The organism is Streptomyces sp. NPDC030222, from assembly GCF_055573115.1.
Genome location: NZ_JBVICA010000018.1, coordinates 35,753 through 62,204 on the forward strand (window position 1 = coordinate 35,753; position 26,452 = coordinate 62,204).

A 26,452-nucleotide genomic window follows, 5' to 3' on the forward strand; every position below is an offset into this window, starting at 1 on the left:
ACGAGCCTACGGCGCAAGGGCGCAAAAGCTGACGGTCCGGCAACGGCAACCAGGTCGTAACCCCTCTGCCCTGTTGCGCTACGCGCGTTGACCGTATTCTTCCGGTCGCAGCCGCGAGCCTGCAGAACTCAAAAGGGGAACATATGTCAGCGAAACACAAGCAGCGCACGACCAGGCGCATACTTGCCGGCGCTGCCGGACTCGCCACCGTCGGTGCGCTGGTCGCGGCTCTGCCGGCCGGAGCAGCCCAGAACCGGAGCATGCCGTCGTCGCGCACCGTCGACGTGCAGCTGCTGTCGTTCAATGACCTGCACGGCACGCTGGAGCCGCCGCAGGGTTCCTCCGGAACCGTCACCGAGAAGCAGGCGGACGGCACCACCAAGGCCATCCCGGCCGGCGGCGTCGAGTACCTGGCCACCAGCCTCCGCAAGGCGCGCGAGGGCCACCGCTACTCCGTCACCGCCGCGGCCGGTGACATGATCGGCGGCAGCCCGATGCTGTCGGGGCTCTTCCACGACGAGCCGAGCATCGAGGCCATGAACAAGCTGGGCCTCGACGTCACCAGCGTGGGCAACCACGAGTTCGACGAGGGCCGGGCCGAGCTGCTGCGCATGCAGTACGGCGGCTGCCACCCCAAGGAAGGCTGTTACGAGAAGACGGCCAAGGGCAAGCCGAAGCGCTTCGAGGGCGCGGACTTCCCCTACCTCGCCGCCAACGTGACGGACGAGAAGACCAAGAAGCCGATCCTCAAGCCCTACTGGGTGTGGAAGAAGAACGGCGTCAAGATCGGCTTCATCGGCGTGACCCTGGAGGGCACCCCGGACGTCGTCACCGCCGACGGCGTCAAGGGCCTGAAGTTCGGCGACGAGATCGAGACGATCAACAAGTACGCCCGCAAGCTCAACCGCCAGGGCGTGAAGTCGATCGTCGCGCTGATCCACGAGGGCGGCCAGCCGGCCTCCGGCGCGTACAACTACGACTGCGACACCCCGGGTGCGGGTGCCGGCATCTCGGGCGCGATCGTCGACATCGCCAAGAACGTCACGCCGAAGGTGGACGCGCTGGTCACCGGCCACACCCACCAGGCGTACGCGTGCACCGTTCCGGACCCGGCGGGCAACCCGCGCACGGTCACCTCGGCGGCCTCGATCGGCCGGCTGTACACGGACACCACGCTGACGTACGACCGCCGCACGGGTGACATCGTCCGTACGGCCGTGAAGTCCGCGAACCACGTCGTGCACCGGGACCAGGAGAAGGCCGCCGACATGACGGCCCTCATCGGCCGCTGGAACACCCTCGCCGCGCCGATCGCGAACCGGCCGCAGGGCTACATCTCCGCCGACATCCCGGGCCGCGGTTCCTCCGCGCCCGAGAAGCCGCTCGGCAACCTGATCGCCGACGCCCAGCTCGAGGGCACGGCCCCCGCGGACAAGGGCGGCGCCCAGCTCGCGCTGATGAACCCCGGTGGCATCCGCTCCGACCTCGCCCACAAGGCCTCGGGCGCCGAGGGCGACGGCGTCGTGACCTACGGCGAGGCCTTCACCGTGCAGCCCTTCGGCAACATGATGAACGTGGTCGACCTGACCGGCGCTCAGCTGATCACCGCGCTCCAGCAGCAGGTGTCGGGCCCGGTGAACGGCGCCTCCCCGAAGATCCTCCAGGTCTCCAAGGGCTTCACCTACACCCTCGACATGACGAAGACCGGTGCCGACCGCATCGTCGTCGACTCGGTGAAGCTGAACGGCCAGGCCATCGACCCGGCGAAGACCTACCGCGTCGCGATGAACGAGTTCCTCGCCGGTGGCGGTGACGGCTTCACCGTGCTGAAGGAGCACAAGAACAAGCTGGTCGGCGTCGCCGACCTGGAGGTCTTCAACGCCTACCTGGCGGCCCACTCCAGCGCCTCCGCGCCGCTCGCCCCGCCGGCGACCGACCGGATCAAGGTCCTCAGCTAGTCCTTGTCTCAGGGACCGGTCCTAGTGGCCGGTCCCCGTGGCTGGTCGCAGTGGCCGGTCCTTGCGCCGGCCCTTGCACCATCCCTCGCACCCACCCTTGCGCCAGTCCTTACGCCAGTCTGTGGCGCACCCAGGGGCGGTGGGCCGGAAGGCCCGCCGCCCCTTCGCCGTACCGGGGGGCCGGAAATCCGGGATTCCGTTTCGTCGTAAACCATTTTCTGACATGCCCATGTCTGCCATCCTCCCGTGTGCCGATCGCGATCCCCCCACGATCGCGGGGCCGACGAAGGAGACGGCACATGACCACAAGCCGACGGAACTTCCTCGTGGGCGCGGCGGCGCTCACCGCCACCGCGCTCCTCGGCGCCCCGGCCGCCGCGGCGAGCCGGACGCTCTCGCTCCAGGACTGGATGGGCGCGATCGACGGAGGCGCCGTGCTCGGCTCGCTGACCATCCCCGGCACCCACGACTCCGGCGCCCGCTACGGCGGGCTCTGGACCGCATGCCAGAACATCACCGTCGCCGAGCAGCTGAACCGCGGGATCCGGTTCCTCGACGTGCGCTGCCGGGCCATCGAGTCGGTGTTCGCGATCCACCACGGCTCGTTCTACCAGAACATGATGTTCGGCGACGTACTGACGGCCTGCCGCGACTTCCTCCGGGCGCACCCCACCGAGACCGTGCTGATGCGGGTCAAGCAGGAGTACTCGGGAGTGAGCGACGCCGAGTTCCGGCGGATCTTCGACGTCTACCTCGACGACAAGGGCTGGCGCCCGCTCTTCCGTATCGGCGACGGGCTGCCCCCGCTCGGCGAGGCCCGCGGCCGGGTCGTGCTGCTCGCCGACAACGGCGGACTGCCAGGGGTCCGGTACGGGGACCCGGCGCTCTTCGACATCCAGGACGACTACATGGCCGCGCCCGGCGCCAAGTACCCCAAGATCGAAGGGCACTTCAGGAAGGCGGCCCAGCAGCCCGGCAAGCTGTACGTCAACTACGTCAGCACCTCCGCCTACCTGCCGCCCCGCTGGAACTCCGACACCCTCAACCCGCGCGTGCACTCCTTCGTCGACGGCGCCGAGGCCCGGGACTGGCGTGGCCTCGGCATCGTGCCGATGGACTTCCCCGACACCCGCTCGGGACTGGTCGAGTCGCTGCTCAGGCACAACCCTTAGGAAGCGCCCGGCGGAGCATGCCCGGCCCGGCCCGCCTGGCACTCCCTAAGGGGTGTCCGGCGGCGGCACCGGCGCACCCGGCAGGCGGATCACCGCCTCCGTGCCCGGGCCGCCGTCCGCGGCCGCCCGGAGCGCGGCCGAGCCGCCCGCCTGCTGCACCGTACGGGCCACGATGGACAGGCCCAGGCCGGAACCGGGCAGCGAGCGGGCGGACGGGGAACGCCAGAACCGCTCGAAGACATGGGGGAGTTCCTCCGCGGGGATCCCCGGGCCGTGGTCGCGGACCCGCAGCTCGCCGCCGCTCAGCGTCACATCGACCGCACCGCCCGGCGGGCTGAACTTCACCGCGTTGTCGAGGACGTTGACCACCGCCCGCTCCAGCGACGCCGGCTCCGCCCGTACGTACCAGGGATCGAGCGCCGAGGCGAACGTCAGCTCCGGACCCCGCAGCCGGGCCCGCTCCAGCGCGGTGGCCACGATGCCGTGCAACGCGACCACCTCCAGCCGGCCCTGCTCCGGGGCGTCCGGACGGGCCAGCTCCTGGAGGTCCCCGATGAGCGACGCCAGCTCCGTCATCTGCGCCTTCACGGACGCCAGCAGGGCCCGCCGGTCCTCCGGGGGTATGGCCCGGCCCGTCTCCTCGCTGCGGGCCAGCAGCTCGATGTTGGTCCGCAGCGACGTCAGCGGAGTCCGCAACTCGTGCCCGGCGTCGGCGATCAGCTGCGCCTGCCGGTCCCGGGACGAGGCGAGCGCGGCCGTCATCGCGTTGAACGACCGCGACAGCCGTGCGATCTCGTCCTCGCCCTCCACGGGGATCCGCACCGTCAGGTCCTCCGTACGGGCCACGTGCTCCACCGCGCCGGTGAGCCGGTCCACGGGACGCAGACCGGTGCGGGCCACCCACAGTCCGGCGGCGCCCGCGCCGAGCACACCGAGCCCGCCGACGAGCGCCAGCATCAGCGTCAGCCTGTTCAAGGGTTCGGTGACCTCGCTCAGCGGCCGCGCCACCGACTGGGCGAGGCCGGGGACGGGCAGCGGGGACGTCAGGACCCGGTAGTCCGAACCGTCCGCCGCCTTCACCGTGTGCAGCACCTGCTGCGGGGACCCGCCCGCGACCGCGATGTCGGCCGCCGTCACGGCCACCTTCTGGGCGCCCGTCAGGATGCAGCTGCCGCCCTCCCGGTCGACGATCTGCACGGTGACGGCGTTCGCCGCCCCGAGCCCGGGGGGCTTCGCCGTGCAGGCGCCCCGGCGGAACTCGTTCAGCACCATCGCCGGGCGGAGGGGATTGCTCAGCAGCTTGTCGTCCAGCGCGCCCAGCAGCGCCCCGCGCACCACGAACCAGTAGACGACCGACACCGCGGCCACCGCGACCGCGACGGCGGTGGCGGTGAGCAGCGCCAGCCGGGACCGCAGCGGCAGCGCGCGGAAACGCCGGATCACTCCCCGGCCCCCGTGCGCAGCACATAGCCCACACCGCGCACGGTGTGCACCAGCCGCGGCTCGCCGCCGGCCTCGGTCTTGCGGCGCAGATACATCACGTACACGTCCAGGGAGTTGGAACTGGGCTCGAAGTCGAATCCCCACACGGCCTTGAGGATCTGCTCACGGGTCAGCACCTGCCTCGGGTGCGCCAGGAACATCTCCAGCAGGGTGAACTCGGTGCGGGTCAGCTCCACCGGCCGGTCCGCCCGGACGACCTCGCGGGTCGCCCGGTTCATCCGCAGGTCGGAGAACGTCAGGACCTCGTCGTCCCCGGGAACCTCCGGGCCCGATGCCGTCGCGTACGAGCTGCGCCGCAGCAGCGCGCGGATCCGCGCGAACAGCTCGTCCAGCTCGAACGGCTTGACCAGGTAGTCGTCGGCCCCCGCGTCCAGGCCGGTGACCCGGTCGCCGACGGCGTCCCGGGCCGTCAGCATCAGCACCGGCGTCCGGCAGCCGGCCGTACGCATCCTCCGGGCCGCGGTCAGTCCGTCCATCCGGGGCATCTGGATGTCCAGCACCACCAGGTCCGGCCGGTACGCCTCCAGCTTGTCCAGCGCGTCCAGACCGTCGACGGCGGTCTCCGTGTCGTACCCCTCGAAGGCGAGACTGCGCCGGAGCGCCTCCCGCACGGCGGGCTCGTCGTCGACGATCAGGATGCGGTCCGGGCTGCGGTCGGTCATGGGGTCCAGACTGTCATCCCGACCGCCGTTCCGGCCGGTCAGGCGTCGCCCCCGGACCGCAGCCCGTCCAGGTCGGCCTTCACGGTGTCGATCGGAATGGCGAAGCCGAGCCCGACGCTGCCGGCCGCGGAACCGCCCGGGGTGCCGGACGAGCCCGGTGCGTACATCGCCGAGTTGATGCCGATGATCCGCCCGTCCATGTCGATGAGTGCGCCGCCGGAGTTGCCGGGGTTGATCGACGCGTCGGTCTGGAGGGCCTTGTACGTGGTCGTCGACGAGCCCGTGTCGCCGTTGAACTCCCGGCCCCCGAACTCGAACGGCCAGCCGCCCGCACCGTCCTGCTGCCGGCCGCGGTCCTGCTCCTTGGACACGGTCACGTCCCGGTCGAGCGCGGAGACGATCCCGCTGGTCACCGTGCCGGTCAGCCCCTCGGGCGAGCCGATCGCGACGACCTGGTCGCCGACCCGCAGGCGCGAGGAATCGCCGAGCGTCGCCGCCCGGAGGTCCTTCGCCCCGCGCACCTTGATCAGTGCGAGGTCCTTGTCGGGGTCCGTGCCGACCACGTCGGCGGTGTACGCGGTGCCGTCGCTCAGCCTGACCTTCACGGTGTCCGCGCCCGCGATCACGTGGTTGTTGGTGACGATCTCGCCGTCCGAGGTGATGATCACGCCGGAGCCGGTCGACTGCCCTCCGGGCAGCGCGGCGCGGATCTCGACGATGCTGGGGCCGACGGCCGCCGCCACCCCGGCGACGGTGCCCTTGCTGCTCGCCGCGACGGTCGTTCCGTTCACGGCGCCGCCGCCCCTGTATACCTCGGGGCCGGCCAGCCGGTCCACGAACGTGGCCGCACCGCCGCCGACGGCCGCCGCCACGATCGCCACCGCCGCCAGCAGGCCCACGGGACGCCGCGCCCGGCGCGAACGGCGGGTGGCCGGCGCGGAGTCGGGGGCGTACGGCGGGGGCGGCGGGAAGGTGCCGTAAGGCTGCGGATGCTGCGGGGTCTCGGTCATGGTCAGAGAATCCACGCCGATGATGAGAGTTTCCTGAGCGCCCGCTGAGAAGCCCGACAGAACCCTGTATGCCCGACATAAGGGCCGACCGAGTCCGGCTGAATCCGGGTACGGGCCCCGGCCGGGCTGCGGCTAGCCGCAGCCGCAGGACCGCCGGACGACCAGCCGTGCCGGGAACTGCTTCAGCCGCTCCCGCCGTGATCCCGCGACCCGCAGCCCGTCGTCGAGGACCAGGTCGACCGCGGCCCGTGCCATCGCCGGGCGGTCCGACGCCACCGTCGTCAGCGGCGGATCCGTCAGTCCCGCTTCCTTCACGTCGTCGAAGCCCGCCACCGCCAGCTCGGTCGGCACGTCGATCCGCAGCTCCCGCGCGGCCCGCAGCACACCGATCGCCTGGTCGTCCGTCGCGCAGATGATCGCGGTCGGCCGGTCGGGCCGGTCCAGCAGCTTCAGCGCGACCTGGTAGGCGTCGTAACGGTTGTAGGGGGCCTGGAACAGCCGACCCTCGGTGTGCCGACCCGACTCCTGCATGGCGCGGCGCCAGCCCTCGACGTGGTCGGTGACCGGGTCGCCGATGACCGGGGTGGACTCGACGCCGCCGAGACAGGCGACGAAGGAGTGCCCGTGCTCCAGCAGATGGCGCGTGGCGAGCTGGGCGCCGCCCACGTCGTCGGTCACGACGGCCACGTCGTCTATGGCGTCGGGCCGGCGGTGCAGCAGCACCACCCGGGCGTCCCACGCGTCGATCTCGGCGGCCGCCCGTTCGCTCGGGCCCTGGCTGACGAGGATCAGCCCGGAGACCCGCATCCCGAGGAACGCGCGCAGATAGTGCACCTCGCGCTCGTCGAGGTAGTCGGAGTTCCCGACCAGGACCATCTTGCCGCGCTCGGCCGCGGCCTGTTCCACGGCGTGCGCCATCTCCGCGAAGAACGGCTGCCGGGCGTCCGGCACGATCATGCCTATGAGGTCCGTACGCCGGGACGCCATCGCCTGGGCGACGCGGTCCGGCCGGTAGCCCAGCTCCTTGATCGCGGCGAGTACCCGCTCGCGCGTGGCCGGGGCGACCGGCCTCGGTCCGTTGTTGATGACATAGCTGACCACCGCGGTGGAAGTCCCCGCCAGTCTCGCCACATCGTCACGCGTCACCTTGGCCACGCGCGAAGTCTACGCGGGGTGACCTACGTCCGGGCAGGGCGGACGGCCGCTTCCTCGACCTCGTCGGTCTCCTCCGAGCGGGTGACCGGCGAAGCGGACTTCGTGTTGGCCTCCTCCGCCGTCCGGTCCGTCTTCTCGGGGGTCACGAAGCGGTAGCCCACGTTACGGACGGTGCCGATCAGCGACTCGTGCTCGGGCCCGAGCTTCGCGCGCAGCCGCCGCACGTGCACATCGACCGTACGGGTGCCGCCGAAGTAGTCGTAGCCCCACACCTCCTGGAGCAGCTGCGCCCGCGTGAACACCCGGCCCGGGTGCTGCGCCAGGTACTTCAGCAGCTCGAACTCCTTGAACGTGAGGTCCAGCACACGACCCTTCAGCTTGGCGCTGTAGGTCGCCTCGTCCACGGACAGATCGCCGTTGCGGATCTCCATGGGGGAGTCGTCCACGCCGATCTGCTGCCGGCCCATGGCCAGCCGCAGCCGTGCCTCGACCTCGGCCGGCCCGGCGGTGTCCAGCAGCACGTCGTCGACGCCCCAGTCGGCGGTGACGGCGGCCAGGCCGCCCTCAGTGACCACCAGCAGCAGCGGACAGCCGGGGCCGGTGGAACGCAGCAGCTGGCAGAGGCTGCGCACCTGCGGCAGATCACGGCGGCCGTCGACCAGGATGACGTCGGCCCCGGGGGTGTCGACCAGCGCCGGTCCCTCGGCGGGGGCCACCCGGACGCTGTGCAGCAGCAGGCCCAGGGCCGGCAGCACCTCCGTGGACGGCTGGAGGGCATTGGTCAGAAGGAGCAGAGAACTCATCGCAGCCCACCGCCCGTCCCGGCCGGTGCCGTCGGATTCGTCGGTTTCGTCGGACTCACCTGCACGTATCGCTCGCCCATTGCGTCGGTTCCTCCTCGGTCCCTGCGAGGACGTAGTGGCACTGCTCCTGGAACTGCCTACCGCTACTGCACTCTGCCTGCCGGGTTCTGCCGTACTGCTTCCTGCTGTACTGCTTCCTGCCGTACTGCGCTGCGTTCGTTCATCCGTACCGCCGCACCGTCAGGTGCGTACCGTCCGTCTTCCGTGCCTCCAGGCCGCTGTTCCACGCCCCGGGGGCCGCATCCTGTGCCACTTCCTGTGTAACGCGGAAAAAGCACAAAAGGACCCGGGGGCTGCGTCGCCCGGATCCTCTGCCCAGCAGAATAGCCCACATGAGTTCCGCGTCCGAGGGCCGAGCGCACAGCTCCGCTGTTTCCTTGCTCACGCCGCGTGGTCGCCGGACCGTCCTCCGCACGGAGGACGGGGTGCCGATCGAGGCGCGTTACGAGCCGTGCCGGGGCGGCGCGGCGGACACCGTGATCGTGGTCGCGCACGGCTTCACGGGTTCCCTCGACCGGCCTGCGGTACGCCGTACGGCGTGGACGTTCGCCCGGTACGCGGCCGTGGTCACGTTCTCCTTCCGCGGGCACGGCGGATCCGGCGGGCGGTCCACGGTCGGCGACCGCGAGGTGCTCGATCTGGCCGCCGCGGTGCGCTGGGCCCGCTCGTACGGCCCTGCACGCGTTGTGACGGTCGGTTTCTCCATGGGCGGCTCGGTGGTGCTGCGTCACGCGGCGATGCACACGAGGCACACGGGGGCGCACACCGACGCCGTGGCGGCCGTGAGCGCCCCCGCACGCTGGTACTACCGGGGGACTGCGCCGATGTGGCGGCTGCACTGGCTGGTCACCCGCCCCGCCGGGCGGCTCGTCAGCCGCTACGGCCTCGGTACGCGGATCGACCACCGGGCGTGGGACCCGGTCCCGCTCTCCCCGGTGGAGTCGGTCCCGCTGATCGCGCCGACCCCGCTGCTGATCGTCCACGGCGACAGCGACCCGTACTTCCCGCTGGACCACCCACGGATGCTGGCGGCCGCCGGACCGGCCGAACTGTGGCTGGAGCCCGGCATGGGCCACGCCGAGAACGCGGCGGACGACGCGCTGCTGGGCCGCCTCGCGGACTGGCTGCTCCGGCCGTAGCCCATCATGGAGTCGACGATCCACCGAGAGACCGAGGAAAAAGGAGCGCCGCTATGGCAGCGGGAACCATCCGCTACTGGGCCGCGGCCAAGGCCGCGGCAGGCACCGCGGAGGAGCCCTATGCGGCCGACACCCTCGCGGAGGCGCTGGACGCGGCCCGCGAACGGCACCCCGGGGAGCTGGTGCGCGTCCTGATGCGCTGCTCCTTCCTCGTCGACGGTGATCCCGTCGGAACCCGCAGTCATGAGACCGTACGGCTGGCCGAGGGCGGCACGGTCGAGGTGCTCCCGCCGTTCGCAGGAGGGTGACCCCCCAACATGAGCCAGCACGACCAGCAGTATCCGTACGACCCGTACGGCCGCGGCCCGGAACAGGACGCCGACGCCACCCAGACGTGGCAGACGGAGACCTGGGACACCCAGTACCAGCCCGCGCTCCCGGCGGACGCCGCGTCCCCGCACACGGGGTACCCGCAGACGTCGTACCCGCAGGGGGCCGGTTCTCAGGGGGCGGGCTCGAACGGCGCCGGTTCGCACGGGGCAGGCTCGCCGTCCTCCGGTGGGTACCCGGCCGTCCCGGGCAGCGGCTCCACTTACGACCAGCCGTCTTACGACCAGCGGGCTTACGACCAGCCTTCGGGCCACCACCAGCCGTCCGGTCACGACCAGTCGTGGGGCCAGGCCCGGCCCTCCGGTCACGGCCGGCCGTCCGCCGCGGCCGCCGAGACCGCGTACCTGCCGCCGGTGCGGAACGGACAGCACCCGACGGGTCCGCTCGCCCCGCAGTCCGTGGACGCCTCCGCGGCCGACACCGCGTACCTGCCGCCGGTGCAGGGCGGACCGGTGTCCTCCGGTGCCGTGGCGCGGGACGGCGTGAGCAGTGCGCCGCAAGCGGCGCACACCGGTGCGGTACCGCTGCCTCCCGAAGACGGCGCGGCGCGGGGCGGCGCCGGCGCGGCGGCGCTCACGCCGGACGAAGGTCCCGCCTACAGCGCGCCCACGACGAGCGGGAGCATGCGGATGACCGACGCGCAGCGCGCCCGCGCCGAGGGACGGTCGCCGATCATCCCGCCCGGGATCCAGCCCGCAGGGCTGACGGCGCTGCTGGGACTGCTGCTCGCGGTGGCCGCCGCCATCGGCTCGTACGCGCTGGCCGTGCCCGTGGTGCTGCTCCAGGCGGTGACCGCCGCCGGATGGTTCCGGCTCAACGGCATGTGGCCCGCCCGGCAGGGCATCGCGCTCGCGTTCGCGGGCGGGTTCACCGCCGACGTCGCCCTGTTCGTCGCGGGCCGGGAGCACTCGGCCGCCGCGATCCTCGGCACGCTCGGCGTCTGGGTGCTGCTCTGTCTCGTCCTCCAGCTGCGCAGCCACGCGAGCCCGGACGAGCGGATGTACGGACTGATGGCCACGGTCGTCTCCGCGGCGCTGGCCGTACTGGCGGCCGGATATCTGGCCGCCGACGCGGACACCGTGACCGTCGGCGCGGTCGCGGTCGCGGCGGCCGTGGTGGCGCGGGCCCTGCCCATGCCGGGTCCGGCGTCGGTCGTGGTGGCTCTGCTGGCCGCGGTGGGCGGCGGTCTGGCGGCGGCCGGACTGACGGACATCGGCGCCGGCGGCGGCGCCCTGCTCGGCCTCGGGGCCGGGGTGGGTGCGCTGATCGGACTGCGGGTCGCGAGCTACGACTACCCGTCGCGTTTCGTCCACTTCACCGCGGGTGTGGCGCTGCCGCTGACGGTCGCGGTGCCCGCGGTCTACCTGCTCGGCAGGGTCGTCGCCTGACGGACCCGCCGGGAGCGGTTGCGGCACACCTCACCGGGGCGCATCCGGGGAGACCCCTGGCGCGCGAGCTAGGCTCGCAGGGGTCAGGGGCTGACCGTCTATCAGTGGGGGACATCCGGCAATGCGCGCCATGCGAATACTGTTGATCATCGCGGTGGTCCTGGGCGGCCTGTTCGTGGCCGCGGACCGTCTCGCGGTCTCCTTCGCGGAGAGCGAGGCCGCCGCGAAGATCAAGGCGAGCCAGGGGCTGGCCCAGGACCCGGTGGTGTCCATCGCCGGATTCCCGTTCCTCACCCAGGTCGCCGGGAAGAACCTCGACCAGGTCGACGTCCGGCTCGGCGGGGTGCGGGCCAGCGCCGAGGGCCACCAGGTCGACGTCACCGAGGTGCAGGCCGAGCTGCGGGACGTCTCCTTCGACAGCAGCTTCTCCGACGTGACGGCGGACCGGGCCACCGGCTCGGCCAGGATCTCGTACGCGGACCTGACGAAGGCCGCCCCCAAGGGCGCGACGGTCGGCTACGCCGGGGCCGAGCGCGCTGCGAAGGGCCAGGTGAAGGTCAGCGGCCCGCTCGGTGACCTGCTGAAGGGCGCCGGAATCCAGGTGCCGCCGCTTCTGAACGCCCTGGTCGAGGGCCGCACCCTGACCACGTACAGCACGGTGTCGATCGTGAAGGGCGACACGGTGGTCCTGAAGGCCGACACGCTTCCGGGGCTGCCGGTGCCGGGTCTGCAGGACAAGCTGCGCGAGACCGTGGACTACCAGATGAAGATCGACGGACTGCCGGGCAGCATCAAGCTGGACAAGGCCGAGGCGACGGACTCCGGTGTGCGGTTCTCCGGAACGGGTACGAAGGTCTCGTTGGCCGGGTAGAGCCGGCGCCGTCCCCCGAGGGCCCCTGGGCCTCTGTTCCCGGGAGTCCCGGGAGCGGGACTCCGGTTCCCCGGGCGCGGATGTCCGGTCCTCGTGGCGCGGACCTCTGGTCGTGGCGAGGGCCTCTGAGCCCGGGCGGCGATGGCCGCTGATCATATGGTGAGACGGTCGTGTCCGGTGGGTAGATGGGACGGACATGGTGCGGGACGCGGTACGTGCGAAAGGCCCGGAGCGGTGCTCCGGGCCTTTCCTGTATCCCGCTATGCGGACGATCGCGTCTCAGAATGCGACACGCCGATGACATGGCCGCCGGTACGTCCCTACGATCTGACCCATGAAGCGACAGGCGGATCTCACGAAGCGGCGGGCAGTAGACCTGTGCCGCGTCGCCGCCATGCTCTGTCGCACCGCCTGAGCGGACTCTTCTCGGTCCGCGTTCCCCGGGCCCTGCCGACGCCACCGTCGGGCGCAGGGCCAGTCGTCACCCCGTGCCGGACCGGCCGCATTCCCGTACGCCCGGGTGCCGCCGCACGCACCACGCACCATCTCGCCGCACACTGCCCCGGAGGAGAAGAATCATGAGCCGCAGCGACGTCCTGGTAGACGCCGACTGGGTCGAGGCCCGCATCGACGACCCGAAGGTCGTCATCGTCGAGGTCGACGAGGACACCTCGGCCTACGACAAGAACCACATCAAGAACGCGATCCGGATCGACTGGACGAAGGACCTCCAGGACCCGGTGCGCCGCGACTTCATCGACCAGGAGGGCTTCGAGAAGCTCCTCTCGGCGAAGGGCATCGCGAACGACAGCACCGTCGTCCTCTACGGCGGCAACAACAACTGGTTCGCCTCCTACGCGTTCTGGTACTTCAAGCTCTACGGCCACGAGGACGTCCGTCTCCTCGACGGCGGCCGCAAGAAGTGGGAGCTGGACTCCCGCGACCTGGTCGCCGAGGTCCCGTCCCGCGCGGCCACCGACTACAAGGCCCAGCCCCAGAACACCTCGATCCGTGCCTTCCGCGACGACGTGGTGGCCGCGATCGGCAACCAGAACCTCGTCGACGTGCGTTCCCCCGACGAGTTCTCCGGCAAGCTGCTCGCCCCGGCCCACCTGCCGCAGGAGCAGTCGCAGCGCCCCGGCCACGTGCCGACCGCCCGCAACATCCCGTGGTCGAAGAACGCCAACGACGACGGCACGTTCAAGTCGGACGAGGAGCTCAAGGCCCTCTACGCCGACGAGCAGGTCGACCTCTCGACGGACACCATCGCGTACTGCCGCATCGGTGAGCGTTCCGCGCTGACCTGGTTCGTGCTGCACGAGCTGCTCGGCGTCGAGAACGTCAAGAACTACGACGGTTCCTGGACCGAGTACGGCTCCCTCGTCGGCGTGCCGATCGAGCTCGGCGCCAACAAGTAAGCCCCGGCAACCCCCGACCGTAAGGACAGAAGAGACATGTGTGGAGCGCAGGTCGGCGGCCCCGACGCCTCGACGATCAAGCCCGGTGAGACCACCATCCAGGGTCAGGTGACCCGCAACGGCGAGCCCGTGGTCGGATACGTCCGGCTGCTGGACTCGACCGGAGAGTTCACGGCCGAGGTCCCGACCTCGGCGACCGGCCAGTTCCGCTTCTACGCGGCCGAGGGCACGTGGACCGTGCGTGCGCTGGTTCCGGGCGGCACCGCCGACCGTACCGTCGTCGCGCAGACCGGTGGCCTTTCCGAGGTGGCCATCGCCGTCTGACAAACGGCACCGCCGTCCGGCATACGGCACTCGCCGTCTCCCGCACGGCACCACTGATCGGCCGGAGGGTCGCATCCCAGGGGGTTGGACGCTCACTGCACGGGATGCGGCCCTCCGGTGCGTCCGGAACTACCCTGGAAGGGTGCTCGCCCGGAGGCGCAGGACCTACTTCTGGATGATGGGCGGATGCCTCGTCCTCTTCGTGTCCGCCTGGTCCTTCGTGCGCCTCTTCTCCGTCCAGGCGGCCGTCGCCATGTGCTTCGTCGCCATGGCCATCCCCCCGATCGCGGCAATGATCGCGAACCGCAGGGGACCCGACGACCGGTGGTGGGACGACCCCTCGGGCGACCCGCAGTCCGACGAGTGGTGGGACGAACTCGACGGCAAGAAGCGCTACAAGTAGCGCCGCGGACGCTGCGGGAGCCGCGGGCAGGGCGGCCACCCGCGACATCGACGTCCGAGTGGATGGTGCCCGGACGCGTCAACGCCCGGGTGCCTGGACGCGTCAATGCCCGGGTGCCCGGACCCATCGGTGCACGGGTGACGGAACGCCTCAGTACACTAGTGCCTGGACGCCGTCCGCCATGATCTCGCTGACGAACACCTGCGCGCCGGCGATCCGCACGCCCTCGAGCACATCCTTCTCGGTGATCCCCCGACGCGCCGCGCACTGCGTGCACAGCGTGATGGTCCCGCCCGCCAGGATCGCGTCGACCAGATCCGGCAGCGGAGCGGCATGCGGCAGTTCGAACGCGGCCGCCCGACCCGGCAGCGAGAACCACGACGACTCACCGGTCAGCCAGAGCGACACCTCCACCCCGCTGGCCACGGCAACCGCCGCCACCGTGAAGGCCTGGGAGCAGCGTTCGGGTGCGTCGGCCCCTGCGGTCACCTTGATCACGAGCTTCTTCGCCATATGCGGAACTGTAATCCGCGGCGGCACGCACCCCTTGCCCCCGCTGCGGGCCGGCTCCCCCTGCTCCACGGTCCGGCTCCCGGCCGTCGCCGGGTGCGCGGAGGGCCGCCCGGGTGCCGCCTGCCGTCCGAGCCCGGGACCAGCCGCTCGGCCGAACCTCGCGGACCTCGCCGAGAGCCGCCGGTCCGCACCCATTAGGCTGGGGCCCGGCCCTGTAATGCCCATACGCCATCGAGGAGCACCCCGTGCTTGAGGCTTTCTTCTCCGCCCTGCTGGTCCTGGTCTGCGTCGGTGTCGTTGCCTTCGCCGGCCTGACCGTGAAGAAGCTGTACCAGGGTCAGCGCTGATCATCCTCCGAGACACAGATCGCCAGAGCAGCTCATGATCGAGATTCCGTCCGACCTCAATCCGGCCCTCGTGCCCTTCGCCTTCCTCCTCGGCACCTGGGAGGGAGCGGGCGTCTCCGACTTCCCCGGCGCGGAGAAGTGCAACTTCGGCCAGGAAGTCACCTTCCGCCATGACGGCCGGGACTTCCTCGAGTACGTCTCGCACAGCTGGGTGCTCGACGACGAGGGCAAGAAGGTCCGCCCGCTGGAGAGCGAGAGCGGCTACTGGCGTGTCGACAAGGACCGCAAGGTCGAGGTCGTGATGATCCGCGACCAGGGCGTCGTGGAGATCTGGTACGGCGAGATCGCCGACCAGAAGCCGCAGATCGACCTGGTGACGGACGCCGTGGCCCGCACCGCGGCCTCCGGCCCGTACAGCGGCGGCAAGCGGCTGTACGGCTACGTCAAGGGCGACCTGATGTGGGTCGGCGAGAAGGCCACGCCCGAGGTGCCGCTGCGCCCGTACATGTCGGCGCACCTGAAGAAGGTCGTCACCCCGGAGGAGGTCGCCTCCTGGGCGAAGGACCTCGGGGACCTGCCGGACGACGGAATCGCCTTCTTCAAGTAGGCCGTCGCCTTCCTACACTGGTGGCGTGGTGACCACCGACTGGCAGAGTGACCTCCGCAGGCGCGGCTATCGGCTGACCCCCCAGCGGCAGCTGGTGCTGGAGGCCGTGGACACGCTGGAACACGCCACGCCCGACGACATCCTCACCGAGGTGCGGAAGACGGCGGGCGGCGTGAACATCTCCACGGTCTACCGCACCCTGGAGCTGCTGGAGGAGCTCGGCCTGGTCTCCCACGCCCACCTCGGTCACGGCGCCCCCACGTACCACCTGGCGGACCGGCACCACCATCTGCACCTGGTGTGCCGGGACTGCGGGGACATCATCGAGGCGGACGTCGAGGTGGCCGCGGGATTCACCGAGAAGCTGCGTGCCACGTTCGGTTTCGAGACCGACATGAAGCACTTCGCGATCTTCGGGCGCTGCAGCGACTGCACCGTGAAGGCCACGGCCGACGAGTCGTAGGCTTTTCGTCATGCAGCGACATTCAACGACCAGTCCCCTGCTGTCCCTGCCCGGCGCCGTTCCCGCCGAGGGGCGCGACGAAGGCGTCGCCGCGCACTACGGCGATCTGTTCCGCGAGCAGCGTGCGCTCGCCGACGGCACCGGGCTGGTGGACCTCTCGCACCGCGGAGTCGTCACCGTCAGCGGCGAGGACCGGCTGAGCTGGCTGCATCTGCTGCTCACCCAGCACGTCAGCGAGTTGCCGCCCGGCCGGGCCACCGAGGCGCTGATCCTCTCCGCGCACGGGCACATCGAGCACGCCCTGTCGCTCGTCGACGACGGTGAGACGGTGTGGGCGCACGTCGAGCCGGGCACCCAGGACGAGCTGATCGCGTACCTGGAGTCGATGAAGTTCTTCTACAAGGTGGACGTGGCCGACCGCACGGCCGACTTCGCCGTCGTCCATCTGCCGGCCGGCTCGATCGTCCCCGCGCCCGAGGGCGTCGTCGTCCGGGAGGTGCCGTACGGCCGCGACCTCTTCCTGCCGCGGGAGGACCTCGCGGCGTACGCCGCCGAGAACGGCCCGGCGATCGGCGTGCTCGCCTACGAGGCGCTGCGCGTCGAACAGCACCGGCCCCGTCTCGGTTTCGAGACCGACCACCGGACGATCCCGCACGAGATCGGCCTGATCGGCACCGCCGTGCACCTCCAGAAGGGCTGCTACCGCGGCCAGGAGACCGTGGCGCGCGTCCACAACCTGGGGAAGCCGCCGCGTCGTCTGGTCTTCCTGCACCTCGACGGGAGCGATGTGCACCTGCCCGGCCACGGCACGCCGGTACGGCTCGCCGAGGACGGGCCCGACGGCCGCCAGCTGGGCTTCGTCACGACGTCGGCCCGGCACCACGAACTCGGCCCGATCGCCCTCGCGCTGGTGAAGCGCAACGTGCCGGTGGACGCGCGGCTCCTCGCCGGATCGACGGCCGCCGCGCAGGAAGTCGTCGTCGAACCGTAGAACCGCGGTGCCCCGGCGGGGACCGTAGAGCCGTGGTGCCCCGGCGGGGACCGTAGAGGCGCGGTGCCCCGGCGGCCACCGCCGTCGTGCCTTCGGCGTAGGGCACCCCGGGAGGGGCACGACCCGGGCGTCTACACCTCGACCAGGACCGTGAACGGGCCGTGGTTGGTCAGCGAGACCCGCATGTCCGCCCCGAACCGGCCCGTCTCCACGCGCGCGCCCAGCTCCCGCAGACGTGCGACCACCTCGTCGACCAAGGGCTCGGCGACACCGCCGGGGGCCGCCGCGTTCCACGTGGGCCGGCGGCCCTTCCTGGCGTCCCCGTAGAGGGTGAACTGGGAGATCACCAGGAGCGGCGCGTTCACGTCCGAGCAGGACTTCTCGCCGTCCAGGATCCGCAGGGACCACAGTTTCCGGGCCAGCTGGGCGGCCTTCTCCGCGGTGTCCGTGTGGGTCACCCCCACCAGGACGCACAGGCCCTCGCCGACGATCTCCCCGACCGCCTCGCCCGCCACGGTCACGCTCGCACCGTCGACCCTCTGCACTACTGCACGCATACGCACCATGATGCCCGGGACGGAGAAGCTGCGGCTGAACGGGTGCTGTGGGCCTGCACGGGCTCCGGCGGAGTGGCACGATGCACGGAGGCGGTGCATCGCCCCGGCCCTCCGGGCCCGGGGAGGCCCATGCACCGGTCGAGGGGACGGTTTCACGCATGACCACATCTGGCGCCGGGCAGTCGTCCGGTCCCGTTTCGACGTCAACGCCCGTATCCGCGGGACGTACGACCGCCACGGCCGTCGTGCGCCCGCCCGCGCAACGCTCACCACAGGACCCCGAACTGGGCGCGCTGGGGCTGCCGGAGCTGCGCGCGCTGCGCCGCGACGCGCAGCGCGACGAGGCCGACCTGAGCTATGTACGCCGGCTGCTGCACGGCCGGATCGACATCCTGCGTGCCGAACTCGCCCGCCGCAGTGGGCCGCAGACGCCGGAGGTGGACCGGGTGGACCGGGTGGACGGGCTGTCGGAGATCCTCGCGGACCCGCCCTCGCGGAGGTTCTCCTCGGCCCGCCATGTGACCGTGTCCACCCCGCGCAGCGAGGAATCCCGCACGCTGGCGGCGGAGATGCTCGCCGAGGTCGAACTGTCCGACCTCGACGCGCGCACCGACGAGGAACTGCACGCCGCGATGGGCCGGCTCGTGCGGTACGAGCAGGAGGTCTCGCGGCGTCGGCAGCAGCTTCAGCGGACGGCCGACGACTGCAGCGCGGAGATCGCCCGCCGCTACCGGGAAGGCGAGGCGCAGGTCGACGACCTGCTGGCGTGAACGCGGAGGCGGGGCGGGAGCGGTACCGGGATGGACGTCGTGCTGCGGTGGACGCCCTGCCGGGCGGACGCCCTGCCGGGCGGATGCCGTGCCGGGGTGAGCGCGCCGCGGACATCCGGTGCGAGCGCGGGGCCCGTGCGGGTGTCCGGCGGCAGGACGCCGACGGGAACGATTGCGCTGTTCGGCCGTGGTGCACGGCCCTCCGCGGCTGCCGGGAAAACCGGATGCGTCGGCCGATCGGGTGTGTCTAGCGTGGACGCATGAGCCTTGCGGTCCGGAACATCTCCCGTCCTGAACTCGGTGACTGGCTGCGCGCCCTGTCGGTCGGATTCCTGCGGCCACCCACCATCACGGACGAGGAGACCGAGTCCCGAGCCGCGTACACCGGACTGTCCCGGGCCCAGGGGGCCTTCGACGCCGGCCGGATCGTCGCCACGTTCCGTTCCTTCGACCAGCGGCTCACCGTCGTCGGCGGCGCGGAGGTGCCGGCGAACGCCGTCACCAACGTCACCGTCTCGCCCACCCACCGCCGCCGCGGACTGCTGAGCCGGATGATGCGCACCGACCTGGAGGCCGCGCGGGACCGGGGCGACGTGGTGTCCACCCTGATCGCCGCCGAGTACCCGATCTACGGGCGGTACGGCTTCGGGCCCGCCACCTGGACAACCGAATGGGAAGTCGACGTCACGCGGTCCGCCCTCGACCCGCGCTGGGCCGGACCGGACGACGGCGGACGGATCGACCTCGTCGACCAGGCCGAGATCCGCAAGACCGGGCCCGAGCTGCACGACCGCTTCCGGGCGGCCCAGCCCGGCGCGATCAGCCGCGAGGAGCGCTGGTGGGAGCGGACCACCGGGGAGATCCAGGTGCCGAGCATGCCGTGGACCGAGCCGTACTGCGCGGTGTACCGGTCGGCGGCCGGCCAGGTCGAGGGCATGCTTCGCTACCGAGCGGACGAGAAGTGGGGCGACGCCAAGCAGCCCCTCAACACGGCGACGGTGAGCGAGTCGATCGCGGTGACCCCTGCCGCGCAACGCGCTCTGTGGCACTACGTGTGCGCCATCGACTGGATCGCCACGGTCCGTACCGGCGTCCGCGCTCCCGACGACCTGCTGCCGCTGCTGCTCCCCGACCCGCGTGCCGCACGGATCGTCACGCACGCCGACTTCATGTGGCTGCGTGTCCTGGACGTCGTCCGGGCCCTGGAAGCCCGTACGTACCCGGTGGCCGGCTCGCTCGTACTGGACGTGCACGACGAAGCCGGGCTGTCCGGCGGCCGTTTCCTGCTGGACGCCTCGCCTGCCGGGGTCTCGTGCACCCCGACGTCCCGCCCGGCCGACCTCACGCTCGGCGTCTCCGAGCTGGGCGCGCTGTACCTCGGTGACGAGTCGGCGGTGCGGCTGCGTGCGCTGGGTAGGCTCGACGAGGAGAGGCCGGGCGCGGCGGACGTGGCGGAGGGGCTGTTCCGCACGCCGCGGCGGCCTTGGTGCCCCGACTGGTTCTGAGGGCGGGGGCGTGGGGCGGTCGCCCCGCGGGGACGCTGCTGGCGGGGTGCCGTCGGCGGATGTGCTGCGAGCGCATGTGCCGCCGGCGGACGTGCCGTCGTCAGACGTGGAACTCCGGCGGCAGTCCCGTCCAGCGCAGGTCCTCCGTCAGATGCCGTGTGTCGTTGAAGACCAGCAGGCCCGGCGGCCGTCGCGGCTCGTAACGGATCACCGTCAGCGCTGCGTTGCCGTGGACGAGGCCCATCCAGCGCCAGGCGGGCGCCTGCATGGCCTCCCGCACCAGCCAGGTGGCGAGGAAGTTGTGGGTGACGACCAGCTCGTGCCGGGGTGCGTCACCGGCAACCGGTCCGGTGAACCGCGCGACCGCCTCCGCGGCCAGTGCGGGCCCGCGTTCCTTGTCCTCGTCCGGGAACTGCGCGAGCCGCTGCAGCATGCCGTCCGCGGCGTCCGGCGGGAGCTCCGCACGCTGCGGGACGTAGGGCACGTAGTCCCCGGCGGCCTCCGAGGCCACGAGTGGCACGTCCCCGATCTGCTCCACGGCGAGCCGTGCCGTCTCCTCGGCGCGCGCCAGCGGTCCGTGGTGCACCGAGGCCAGCGGCACGCCCTTCAGCCGCTCACCCAGCAACGCGGCCTGTCGGCGCCCGCGTTCGGTCAGCCCGCTCTCGTCGGGCGTCGCCTCGGCGTGGCGCGCGATGTAGAGGTACCGAGTGGCTGCTGAGGACATACCGGTGGGCTCCTGTGCGTCGTCCCGGGCAGATGATCACGAACGGTGGGGGAGACGGGCGGACACCTGCCCGCGGTTCCCCGGGCGGGATCAACTCCTTTGCGCGACAGGCGGGATGGTCGCCGGCACGGCCTCATGAACCTGCGTAGACATTGTCTACTCGTCCTGGTAGACAGTGTCTATGGCTCAACGAAGCGAACACGACGCCGGGTTGTGCGACCGGCTGGTCGATGCCGGTGTCGACCTGGTGACCAGGGAAGGGATGCAGGCGCTGACCCTGCGCGAGATCGCCCGCCGGGCGGGGGTCTCGCACGGGGCGCCGCGCCGCTACTTCCCCACACATCTCTCCTTGCTGTCGGCCATCGCCCGCCGGGGTTTCACCGACCTGGCGGCGAAGGCGGGTGAGGCCCTCGGCGGGACGGCCGGACGGTCCGCCGCCGAGAGCGACGGTGGTGATGAGGTCTCGCCCCGCGACCGGCTCACGGTGCTCGGGCGGGTCTACCTCGACTTCGCGTCCTCCAACCGCGGCATGTACGAACTGATGTTCCGTCATGACTTGCTGGAGAGCGGTCATCTCGGACTGCGCGACACCAGCCTGCCGCTCTTCGGCCTGTTCGTGGACCTGGTCGACCGGGCGCGGCCGGTGCGCGACCCGGCGCCGGCCGTCGTGGCGGGCGCGCTGTGGGCGAACCTCCACGGCCTCGCCCAGCTGTGGGGATGGGGCAGCCTCCAGCTGGCGACGGGAAGCGACGACGTCGAACCGCTGCTGCGGGCCGTGTTGGACGCGCACCTCGGACCGGACCGGTGAGCCGGGGACGACGGCAGCGACTCACGCTCGCGTGCAGCGTCACGGGTGCGGTGATCGTCGCGCTCGACGGGACCGTACTGACCGTCGCACAGCCCGCCCTGCAGCGGGACCTCCAGGCGTCGTTCGCGGAGGTCCAGTGGACCAGCACCGGATACCTCATCGCCGTGGCGAGCCTGCTCGTCCTCGCGGGCAGGCTCGGCGACCGGTACGGGCACCGGCGGCTCTTCGCCGTCGGCATTCTCGGATTCGGCGCCGTGTCGGCCGCGATCGGACTCGCCCCCACGGTCGGCTGGGTGATCGGCCTGCGCGTCGCCCAGGGGATCTTCGGGGCGCTCCTGCAACCGGCCACCCTCGGGATGCTGCGTGCCGCCTATCCGCCCGACCGGCTCGGTACGCCCATCGCGGTGCGCACCAGTGCCATCGGGGTCGCCGCCGCGGCCGGGCCGGTCATCGGCGGCACGCTGGTCCACCACCTCGGCTGGCGGGCCGTCTTCCTCCTCAATGTGGCGCCCGCGCTCCTGGTGGGCATGTCGGCGCTCGCCGACCGGGCGTGGTCCCGGGCCTCGCACGCCCACGGTTCCGGAGTCCCGGCCGACTCGTCTCCGGGGACGCCGGAGTCCCGGGACGCCTCCCTCCAGGGGCCCGCCGCCCGGCTCGACCTGCCCGGCGCCTTCCTGCTCGCGGTGTCCCTGGTGTCCCTGGTGCACACGCTCGTCGCCGTACCGGGGACCGGCTGGACTCCGGCGACCGTATGGGGACTCCTCGCCGTGGCCGTCGCCGGCTCGCTGTTCGTCCTGCACGAGCGACGCACTGCGGGCCCCCTGGTGCCCCCGGCGCTGCTCGGGTCGCCCGCCGTCGCCTCCGCGCTCGGCACCCTGGTGTGCGCTTCGGCCTCCCTGTTCGGCGCGCTGTTCGTCGTCACGTACTTCCTGCAGGACGTACTCGTCATGGATCCGCTCCAGAGCGCGCTGTGGGCACTGCCCCTCCCGGTGGCGATGGTCCTGAGCGCCCCCGCCACGGCCGTCGTGATGCGCCGTCACGGCCCGCGTCGCACGGCCACCGCGGCGATGGCGCTGCTCGCCCTCGGGGTGTTCCTGCTGTCCCGTCTCGACGAGGCGGCGACGGTGACCGCGATCGGCAGCGGTTTCCTCCTCCTGGGCGCGGGCTTCGGCACGGTGATGGTCACCGCCACGGCCGTCATCGTGCGCCGGGCGTCCGTCGGCCACGCCGGTGTGGCCGGCGGGCTCCAGCAGACCGCGCTCAACATCGGCCCGGCGCTCGGCGTCGCCGCGGCGACCACGCTCGTCACGTTCACCGCGCCGCGCGTCGCCGACGGCCGTGCCGGGCCGCACTGGACGGGGGAGGCCTTCACCTCGGCGATGGGCCCCACCCTCCTGGTCCTCGCCGCGGTCGCCGTGCTCGGCGTGCTGCTCGCCACCGGGCTGCCCGGCCGGCGCGACGACGCCGGCTCACCTCCGCGAGAGGCCGCCGCGCGGTCCGCCGTCGAAGCGGGCAAGCCCGGCCGCCGCTGACACCGCCGGGCCGGGCCGTCGGACGGGTCGGCCGATCTTTACGCGGTGATTCTCCCGACCTGCCCGTCGCCCGTACGGCAATCACCGGCTTGCGCAGAGCGGGATGGCGCGCTTGGCCCGCTCGTCGACCGCTACCTCGTCGGTGTCCGGAGGGACAGGGCCGTCCCGCCGAAGGCGGACATGACAGCACTCCCGTGACGCGCAACACTATTGCAAGCATGTGCTTGCAATAGTTAGCGGGAGGTTGCAGTATCGGACCATGGCATCACTCAACGTCGGCAATCTCGGTGACTACCTGCGCGAGCAGCGGCGCACGGCGCAGCTGTCGCTGCGGCAGTTGGCGGATGCCGCCGGGGTGTCCAATCCGTACCTCAGTCAGATCGAGCGCGGGCTGCGCAAGCCGAGCGCGGAGATCCTCCAGCAGCTCGCGAAGGCGCTGCGGATCTCCGCCGAGACGCTGTACGTGCAGGCCGGGATCCTCGACGAGCGGGACCGGGACGAGGTGGAGACGCGCAGCGCGATCCTCGCCGATCCCTCCATCAACGAGCGGCAGAAGCAGGTGCTGCTCCAGATCTACGAGTCCTTCCGCAAGGAGAACGGACTCGACAAGGACACTGCCGGGGAAGGCCCCGGCACTGCCGGCGGCAGTGATGCCTGAAACACCTCACACCGATCCGTACTGATCCGGGAGGACCAACAGCGATGGCGCTCAACGAAGACCTGCGGAAGACCATCACCGACCCGACCCCGCTGTACTTCGCGGCCGGCACCGCCGACCTCGCCTACCAGCAGGCGAAGAAGGTGCCCGCGCTGCTCGAGCAGATCGCGGCGGAGGCGCCGGCACGCTTCGAGGCCGTGCGCAGGACGGACCCCAAGGTCGTGCAGGAGAAGGTGGCCACGCAGGCCAAGGAGGCGCAGGCCGTCGTCCAGGCGAAGGTCGCCGAGGTGCTGGGCGGGCTGGACACCGACCTGAAGAAGCTCGGTGAGCAGGCCCAGGACCTGGCCCTGCGCGGCGTGGGCGTGGCCGCGGAGTACGCGGTGAAGGCGCGCGAGACCTACGAGCGGGTCGCCGAGCACGGCGAGCAGGCCGTGAAGACCTGGCGCGGCGAGGCCGCCGACGAGCTCGTGGAGATCGCCGCGGCCGTCGAGGGCGACGAGGAGACCAAGCAGTCGCCCGCGGAGGTTCCCGCTCAGGCCGACGCGTCGTCCGGCACCAAGCCCGCCCCGGCGAAGAAGACCACGGCGCGCAAGACCGCCGCGAAGAAGACCTCGCCCTCGGCCAAGTGAGCCGCCGGGCGACGAACGCGCGGCATACGGTGGGCCGGCCCATGTGCCGGGCACTTCACGGGTGCCCGGCACGTTGTCGGAGTACCTTGGCCGCGAGGCGCTCCATCCCTTCATGAGGCGGTGCTCACATGTTGTTCGAGGACGATCTCCTCTGGAAGCTGCTCAGCGCTGGGCTGATCGTGTTCGCCCTCGTGGCGCTCTTCATCGCCGCGATGGTGCGTGAGGACGCCTTCCGGGCCACCGACAAGAAGACCAAGCCTTTCTGGCTGGCGGTGCTCGGCGTCACGGTCGTGCTCAACCTGATCACGACGTACCTGCTGGTGATCCTCGCGAGCCTGGTGGCGGTCATCGTCTTCATGGTCGACGTGCGTCCCGCGATCCTCGGGGTGTCGGGCGGCCTCGGTCTCGGCAAGGCACGCCGACGCCGTCCGGGAGGCGGTGGCTCGAGCAGCGACGGTCCGTACGGGCCCTACAACGGCAGGCGCTGACCGGCGGGCGGGGGAGCGGTGCGGGCTCGGTGAGGGACCCGTCTCGGTGAGGGACCCGGGTGGTCCCTCCGCCGTCAGCGCCCCACTCGCGCCGCCCGGCGCTGTGGGAGGGGCTCCGTCAGGCCCGTCCCCGGTCCAGCAGCACCAGAGCCACGTCGTCCGTGAGGTCGCCGCCGTTCAGTTCGCGGGCCTCGGCGACCGCGGCCTCCAGCAGCGGCTGGCCGCGCAGGCCGGAGGCCAGACGGCGGTTGATCATCTCGGTCATGCCTTCCAGGCCGAGGCGCCGGCCGCTCTCCGGGCCCACCCGGCCCTCGATCAGACCGTCCGTGTACAGCAGCAGGCTCCAGGTGCCGCCGAGCTCGACATGGCGGCGCGGCCAGCGGGCGTTCGGTATCAGACCGAGCGCGGGGCCGCCGCTCTCGTACGGCAGCGGCTGGGCGGCCTGCCCGCCGCGGGCGATCAGCGGTGAGGGGTGACCCGCCAGGCACAGCCCGGCCCTGCGGCCGTCTGGCGCGATATCGACCGTGCACAGCGTCGCGAAGATCTCCTCGCTCTCCCGCTCGTGCTCCAGGACCCGCTGGAGCGTGGAGAGCAGCTCGTCCCCGCACAGGCCGGCGAAGGTCAGGGCGCGCCACGCGATGCGGAGCTCCACACCGAGGGCCGCCTCGTCGGGGCCGTGGCCGCAGACGTCGCCGATCATGGCGTGGACCGTGCCGTCCGGGGTGCGGACGGTGTCGTAGAAGTCCCCGCCGAGCAGTGCGCGGGAGCGGCCGGGCCGGTAGTGCGCGGCGAACCGCAGGTCGGAGCCCTCCAGCAGGGGGGTGGGCAGCAGGCCGCGTTCGAGGCGGGCGTTCTCCTGGGCGCGGAGGCGGGACTCGGCGAGTTTGTACTGGGCGATGTCGGCCCGTTTGCGTTCGACGGCGTAGCGGATGGCGCGGCTGAGGACGCGGCCGTCGAGCTCGTCGCGGGAGAGGTAGTCCTGCGCACCGACCCGTACCGCTTCTGCGGCGCGTTCTGCGTCGGCCTCGGCGGTGAGCGCGAGCACGGCGTGCCGCGGCGCGAGCTGGAGGACGTGCCGGAGTACGGCCAGCTCGTCGTCGGAGGCGGTCCGCGCGGGCAGTGCGAGGTCGACGAGTATGCAGTGCACGTCGTCGGTGAGCAGCCGCTCCGCCTCGGTGACGTTCCGGGCGGTGCGGATCCGGACCCTGGTACCCGCCGCCCCCAGAAGTTCGGGGACGGTGAAGGTGCCCATGGGGTCGTCCTCGATCACCAGCAGGGTGAGGTCGCCGCCACCGGCGTTCTCCGCGCTCGGGACGGGGCGCGGCCGCGGAACGGGTACGGACATCTCTCTCGGTTTCCTTCCCTCCCCCCGAGGGTGCGGTGGGAACCATAGCGGTGTCCTGCGCCCGAGTGGAATGACGTACACCAAACCTCGGCTGGCATATGCCGCAATCCCGTTGTGACCGACCTCACCTGAGTGCCCGACGGTTGATCCTTGCCGCGCAAGGCCCGTACGGCAGGCCGTTGCCACGTTCGTGGGGCACCTCACATGGTTCCTATGTCTTTCATATGGCCCCGTGTGTCGTCCGGCGGAAGGGCCCCAT

Annotated in this window: 29 protein-coding genes; 20 read left to right on the forward strand and 9 right to left on the reverse strand. The window is 71.7% G+C overall.

The genetic code is table 11. The features are described 5' to 3' along the window. Positions 1-143: 143 nt before the first annotated feature. On the forward strand, positions 144-1,958 hold the full coding sequence (locus ACZ4Z5_RS24025) for a bifunctional metallophosphatase/5'-nucleotidase (RefSeq protein ID WP_468266016.1): 1,815 nt from the start codon (positions 144-146) through the stop codon (positions 1,956-1,958). 299 nt (positions 1,959-2,257) lie between these two features. Continuing rightward, the gene (locus ACZ4Z5_RS24030; protein WP_468266018.1) at positions 2,258-3,130 is read left to right on the forward strand and encodes a phosphatidylinositol-specific phospholipase C; all 873 of its coding nucleotides are present in this window, start codon (positions 2,258-2,260) and stop codon (positions 3,128-3,130) included. Between the two features lie 45 nt (positions 3,131-3,175). Here ACZ4Z5_RS24030 and ACZ4Z5_RS24035 read toward each other — a convergent pair whose 3' ends face one another. The 5 genes from ACZ4Z5_RS24035 to ACZ4Z5_RS24055 all read right to left on the reverse strand — a co-directional run bounded on the left by ACZ4Z5_RS24035 (position 3,176) and on the right by ACZ4Z5_RS24055 (position 8,263). Then, on the reverse strand, positions 3,176-4,573 hold the full coding sequence (locus ACZ4Z5_RS24035) for a sensor histidine kinase (RefSeq protein ID WP_468266020.1): 1,398 nt from the start codon (positions 4,571-4,573) through the stop codon (positions 3,176-3,178). Next, positions 4,570-5,295 (reverse strand): response regulator transcription factor, encoded by a 726-nt coding sequence (locus ACZ4Z5_RS24040; RefSeq protein WP_468266022.1) that lies wholly within the window; start codon positions 5,293-5,295, stop codon positions 4,570-4,572. Before ACZ4Z5_RS24040 ends, ACZ4Z5_RS24035 begins: the two co-directional genes overlap by 4 nt. 38 nt (positions 5,296-5,333) lie before the next feature. Continuing rightward, the gene (locus ACZ4Z5_RS24045) at positions 5,334-6,305 is read right to left on the reverse strand and encodes a S1C family serine protease (protein ID WP_468266241.1); all 972 of its coding nucleotides are present in this window, start codon (positions 6,303-6,305) and stop codon (positions 5,334-5,336) included. Positions 6,306-6,437: 132 nt separating this feature from the next. Then, positions 6,438-7,460, reverse strand: coding sequence for a LacI family DNA-binding transcriptional regulator (locus ACZ4Z5_RS24050; protein ID WP_468266024.1), 1,023 nt, complete (start codon positions 7,458-7,460; stop codon positions 6,438-6,440). Between the two features lie 23 nt (positions 7,461-7,483). Beyond that, positions 7,484-8,263 (reverse strand): response regulator transcription factor, encoded by a 780-nt coding sequence (locus tag ACZ4Z5_RS24055; protein WP_468266026.1) that lies wholly within the window; start codon positions 8,261-8,263, stop codon positions 7,484-7,486. 392 nt (positions 8,264-8,655) lie between these two features. Between ACZ4Z5_RS24055 and ACZ4Z5_RS24060 the strand changes: the two genes are divergently transcribed. From ACZ4Z5_RS24060 to ACZ4Z5_RS24095, 8 genes are all read left to right on the forward strand, one after another. Then, entirely contained in the window at positions 8,656-9,462 is an 807-nt protein-coding gene (locus ACZ4Z5_RS24060; RefSeq protein ID WP_468266028.1) for an alpha/beta hydrolase family protein, read from the forward strand. A 53-nt stretch (positions 9,463-9,515) separates the two neighbouring features. Beyond that, a complete protein-coding gene (locus ACZ4Z5_RS24065) occupies positions 9,516-9,770 on the forward strand; it encodes a MoaD/ThiS family protein (protein WP_468266030.1) in 255 nt (84 codons plus the stop codon). A 9-nt stretch (positions 9,771-9,779) separates the two neighbouring features. Beyond that, positions 9,780-11,240 (forward strand): hypothetical protein, encoded by a 1,461-nt coding sequence (locus ACZ4Z5_RS24070; RefSeq protein WP_468266032.1) that lies wholly within the window; start codon positions 9,780-9,782, stop codon positions 11,238-11,240. Positions 11,241-11,370: 130 nt separating this feature from the next. Next, complete coding sequence (locus tag ACZ4Z5_RS24075; protein WP_468266034.1) at positions 11,371-12,111, forward strand: LmeA family phospholipid-binding protein; 741 nt, start codon at positions 11,371-11,373, stop codon at positions 12,109-12,111. A 334-nt stretch (positions 12,112-12,445) separates the two neighbouring features. Beyond that, positions 12,446-12,526 carry a putative leader peptide gene (locus ACZ4Z5_RS24080; protein WP_351257108.1) on the forward strand — a complete coding sequence of 27 codons (81 nt, stop codon included), beginning with the start codon at positions 12,446-12,448 and terminating at the stop codon, positions 12,524-12,526. 163 nt (positions 12,527-12,689) lie between these two features. After that, positions 12,690-13,529 (forward strand): sulfurtransferase, encoded by an 840-nt coding sequence (locus ACZ4Z5_RS24085; RefSeq protein WP_468266036.1) that lies wholly within the window; start codon positions 12,690-12,692, stop codon positions 13,527-13,529. A 36-nt stretch (positions 13,530-13,565) separates the two neighbouring features. Beyond that, the gene (locus ACZ4Z5_RS24090) at positions 13,566-13,853 is read left to right on the forward strand and encodes a DUF1416 domain-containing protein (RefSeq protein WP_468266038.1); all 288 of its coding nucleotides are present in this window, start codon (positions 13,566-13,568) and stop codon (positions 13,851-13,853) included. A gap of 142 nt (positions 13,854-13,995) precedes the next feature. After that, positions 13,996-14,256, forward strand: coding sequence for a DUF3099 domain-containing protein (locus ACZ4Z5_RS24095; protein ID WP_468266040.1), 261 nt, complete (start codon positions 13,996-13,998; stop codon positions 14,254-14,256). Positions 14,257-14,406: 150 nt separating this feature from the next. Here the strand turns inward: ACZ4Z5_RS24095 and ACZ4Z5_RS24100 are convergent, their stop codons facing one another. After that, complete coding sequence (locus ACZ4Z5_RS24100; protein WP_468266042.1) at positions 14,407-14,769, reverse strand: DsrE family protein; 363 nt, start codon at positions 14,767-14,769, stop codon at positions 14,407-14,409. Between the two features lie 381 nt (positions 14,770-15,150). Here ACZ4Z5_RS24100 and ACZ4Z5_RS24105 point away from each other — a divergent pair, with 381 nt between their 5' ends. The 3 genes from ACZ4Z5_RS24105 to ygfZ are packed head-to-tail and all read left to right on the forward strand — an operon-like array spanning position 15,151 to position 17,177. Further along, on the forward strand, positions 15,151-15,723 hold the full coding sequence (locus ACZ4Z5_RS24105; protein ID WP_468266044.1) for a heme-binding beta-barrel domain-containing protein: 573 nt from the start codon (positions 15,151-15,153) through the stop codon (positions 15,721-15,723). 25 nt (positions 15,724-15,748) lie between these two features. Further along, entirely contained in the window at positions 15,749-16,186 is a 438-nt protein-coding gene (locus ACZ4Z5_RS24110; protein ID WP_468266046.1) for a Fur family transcriptional regulator, read from the forward strand. Positions 16,187-16,196: 10 nt separating this feature from the next. After that, the gene (ygfZ, locus tag ACZ4Z5_RS24115) at positions 16,197-17,177 is read left to right on the forward strand and encodes a CAF17-like 4Fe-4S cluster assembly/insertion protein YgfZ (RefSeq protein ID WP_468266048.1); all 981 of its coding nucleotides are present in this window, start codon (positions 16,197-16,199) and stop codon (positions 17,175-17,177) included. A gap of 131 nt (positions 17,178-17,308) precedes the next feature. Here ygfZ and dtd read toward each other — a convergent pair whose 3' ends face one another. Next, positions 17,309-17,734, reverse strand: a complete 426-nt coding sequence (dtd, locus tag ACZ4Z5_RS24120; RefSeq protein ID WP_468266050.1) for a D-aminoacyl-tRNA deacylase — start codon at positions 17,732-17,734, stop codon at positions 17,309-17,311. Positions 17,735-17,892: 158 nt separating this feature from the next. On the opposite strand from dtd, the gene ACZ4Z5_RS24125 reads away from it, so the two are divergent. Continuing rightward, positions 17,893-18,504 (forward strand): RsiG family protein, encoded by a 612-nt coding sequence (locus tag ACZ4Z5_RS24125; protein ID WP_468266052.1) that lies wholly within the window; start codon positions 17,893-17,895, stop codon positions 18,502-18,504. Between the two features lie 260 nt (positions 18,505-18,764). After that, complete coding sequence (locus tag ACZ4Z5_RS24130) at positions 18,765-20,009, forward strand: GNAT family N-acetyltransferase (protein ID WP_468266054.1); 1,245 nt, start codon at positions 18,765-18,767, stop codon at positions 20,007-20,009. Between the two features lie 100 nt (positions 20,010-20,109). Here ACZ4Z5_RS24130 and ACZ4Z5_RS24135 read toward each other — a convergent pair whose 3' ends face one another. Further along, positions 20,110-20,733, reverse strand: a complete 624-nt coding sequence (locus ACZ4Z5_RS24135; protein ID WP_468266056.1) for a histidine phosphatase family protein — start codon at positions 20,731-20,733, stop codon at positions 20,110-20,112. Positions 20,734-20,914: 181 nt separating this feature from the next. Between ACZ4Z5_RS24135 and ACZ4Z5_RS24140 the strand changes: the two genes are divergently transcribed. From ACZ4Z5_RS24140 to ACZ4Z5_RS24160, 5 genes are all read left to right on the forward strand, one after another. Continuing rightward, the gene (locus ACZ4Z5_RS24140) at positions 20,915-21,541 is read left to right on the forward strand and encodes a TetR/AcrR family transcriptional regulator (RefSeq protein ID WP_468266058.1); all 627 of its coding nucleotides are present in this window, start codon (positions 20,915-20,917) and stop codon (positions 21,539-21,541) included. Continuing rightward, a complete protein-coding gene (locus ACZ4Z5_RS24145) occupies positions 21,538-23,073 on the forward strand; it encodes an MFS transporter (protein ID WP_468266060.1) in 1,536 nt (511 codons plus the stop codon). The genes ACZ4Z5_RS24140 and ACZ4Z5_RS24145 overlap by 4 nt, the downstream gene beginning before the upstream one ends. Positions 23,074-23,332: 259 nt before the next feature. Continuing rightward, a complete protein-coding gene (locus ACZ4Z5_RS24150; protein ID WP_468266062.1) occupies positions 23,333-23,731 on the forward strand; it encodes a helix-turn-helix domain-containing protein in 399 nt (132 codons plus the stop codon). A gap of 44 nt (positions 23,732-23,775) precedes the next feature. Continuing rightward, positions 23,776-24,360, forward strand: coding sequence for a hypothetical protein (locus tag ACZ4Z5_RS24155; RefSeq protein WP_468266064.1), 585 nt, complete (start codon positions 23,776-23,778; stop codon positions 24,358-24,360). Positions 24,361-24,488: 128 nt separating this feature from the next. Then, complete coding sequence (locus ACZ4Z5_RS24160) at positions 24,489-24,848, forward strand: DUF2516 family protein (RefSeq protein WP_468266066.1); 360 nt, start codon at positions 24,489-24,491, stop codon at positions 24,846-24,848. Between the two features lie 118 nt (positions 24,849-24,966). Here ACZ4Z5_RS24160 and ACZ4Z5_RS24165 read toward each other — a convergent pair whose 3' ends face one another. Then, on the reverse strand, positions 24,967-26,193 hold the full coding sequence (locus ACZ4Z5_RS24165) for a PP2C family protein-serine/threonine phosphatase (RefSeq protein ID WP_468266068.1): 1,227 nt from the start codon (positions 26,191-26,193) through the stop codon (positions 24,967-24,969). Between the last annotated feature and the right edge of the window lie 259 nt (positions 26,194-26,452).

What these genes read in the sequence shown, in the direction of transcription:
- dtd (WP_468266050.1), bottom strand. Translation starts at nt 17,734, where the DNA reads ATGCGTGCAGTAGTGCAGAGGGTCGACGGTGCGAGCGTGACCGTGGCG.
- ACZ4Z5_RS24140 (WP_468266058.1), top strand. Translation starts at nt 20,915, where the DNA reads ATGGCTCAACGAAGCGAACACGACGCCGGGTTGTGCGACCGGCTGGTC.
- ACZ4Z5_RS24105 (WP_468266044.1), top strand. Translation starts at nt 15,151, where the DNA reads ATGATCGAGATTCCGTCCGACCTCAATCCGGCCCTCGTGCCCTTCGCC.
- ACZ4Z5_RS24150 (WP_468266062.1), top strand. Translation starts at nt 23,333, where the DNA reads ATGGCATCACTCAACGTCGGCAATCTCGGTGACTACCTGCGCGAGCAG.
- ACZ4Z5_RS24155 (WP_468266064.1), top strand. Translation starts at nt 23,776, where the DNA reads ATGGCGCTCAACGAAGACCTGCGGAAGACCATCACCGACCCGACCCCG.
- ACZ4Z5_RS24060 (WP_468266028.1), top strand. Translation starts at nt 8,656, where the DNA reads ATGAGTTCCGCGTCCGAGGGCCGAGCGCACAGCTCCGCTGTTTCCTTG.
- ACZ4Z5_RS24055 (WP_468266026.1), bottom strand. Translation starts at nt 8,263, where the DNA reads ATGAGTTCTCTGCTCCTTCTGACCAATGCCCTCCAGCCGTCCACGGAG.
- ACZ4Z5_RS24040 (WP_468266022.1), bottom strand. Translation starts at nt 5,295, where the DNA reads ATGACCGACCGCAGCCCGGACCGCATCCTGATCGTCGACGACGAGCCC.
- ACZ4Z5_RS24080 (WP_351257108.1), top strand. Translation starts at nt 12,446, where the DNA reads ATGAAGCGACAGGCGGATCTCACGAAGCGGCGGGCAGTAGACCTGTGC.
- ACZ4Z5_RS24025 (WP_468266016.1), top strand. Translation starts at nt 144, where the DNA reads ATGTCAGCGAAACACAAGCAGCGCACGACCAGGCGCATACTTGCCGGC.
- ACZ4Z5_RS24045 (WP_468266241.1), bottom strand. Translation starts at nt 6,305, where the DNA reads ATGACCGAGACCCCGCAGCATCCGCAGCCTTACGGCACCTTCCCGCCG.
- ygfZ (WP_468266048.1), top strand. Translation starts at nt 16,197, where the DNA reads ATGCAGCGACATTCAACGACCAGTCCCCTGCTGTCCCTGCCCGGCGCC.
- ACZ4Z5_RS24165 (WP_468266068.1), bottom strand. Translation starts at nt 26,193, where the DNA reads ATGTCCGTACCCGTTCCGCGGCCGCGCCCCGTCCCGAGCGCGGAGAAC.
- ACZ4Z5_RS24135 (WP_468266056.1), bottom strand. Translation starts at nt 20,733, where the DNA reads ATGTCCTCAGCAGCCACTCGGTACCTCTACATCGCGCGCCACGCCGAG.
- ACZ4Z5_RS24070 (WP_468266032.1), top strand. Translation starts at nt 9,780, where the DNA reads ATGAGCCAGCACGACCAGCAGTATCCGTACGACCCGTACGGCCGCGGC.
- ACZ4Z5_RS24100 (WP_468266042.1), bottom strand. Translation starts at nt 14,769, where the DNA reads ATGGCGAAGAAGCTCGTGATCAAGGTGACCGCAGGGGCCGACGCACCC.
- ACZ4Z5_RS24160 (WP_468266066.1), top strand. Translation starts at nt 24,489, where the DNA reads ATGTTGTTCGAGGACGATCTCCTCTGGAAGCTGCTCAGCGCTGGGCTG.
- ACZ4Z5_RS24090 (WP_468266038.1), top strand. Translation starts at nt 13,566, where the DNA reads ATGTGTGGAGCGCAGGTCGGCGGCCCCGACGCCTCGACGATCAAGCCC.
- ACZ4Z5_RS24125 (WP_468266052.1), top strand. Translation starts at nt 17,893, where the DNA reads ATGACCACATCTGGCGCCGGGCAGTCGTCCGGTCCCGTTTCGACGTCA.
- ACZ4Z5_RS24030 (WP_468266018.1), top strand. Translation starts at nt 2,258, where the DNA reads ATGACCACAAGCCGACGGAACTTCCTCGTGGGCGCGGCGGCGCTCACC.
- ACZ4Z5_RS24085 (WP_468266036.1), top strand. Translation starts at nt 12,690, where the DNA reads ATGAGCCGCAGCGACGTCCTGGTAGACGCCGACTGGGTCGAGGCCCGC.
- ACZ4Z5_RS24065 (WP_468266030.1), top strand. Translation starts at nt 9,516, where the DNA reads ATGGCAGCGGGAACCATCCGCTACTGGGCCGCGGCCAAGGCCGCGGCA.
- ACZ4Z5_RS24075 (WP_468266034.1), top strand. Translation starts at nt 11,371, where the DNA reads ATGCGAATACTGTTGATCATCGCGGTGGTCCTGGGCGGCCTGTTCGTG.
- ACZ4Z5_RS24130 (WP_468266054.1), top strand. Translation starts at nt 18,765, where the DNA reads ATGAGCCTTGCGGTCCGGAACATCTCCCGTCCTGAACTCGGTGACTGG.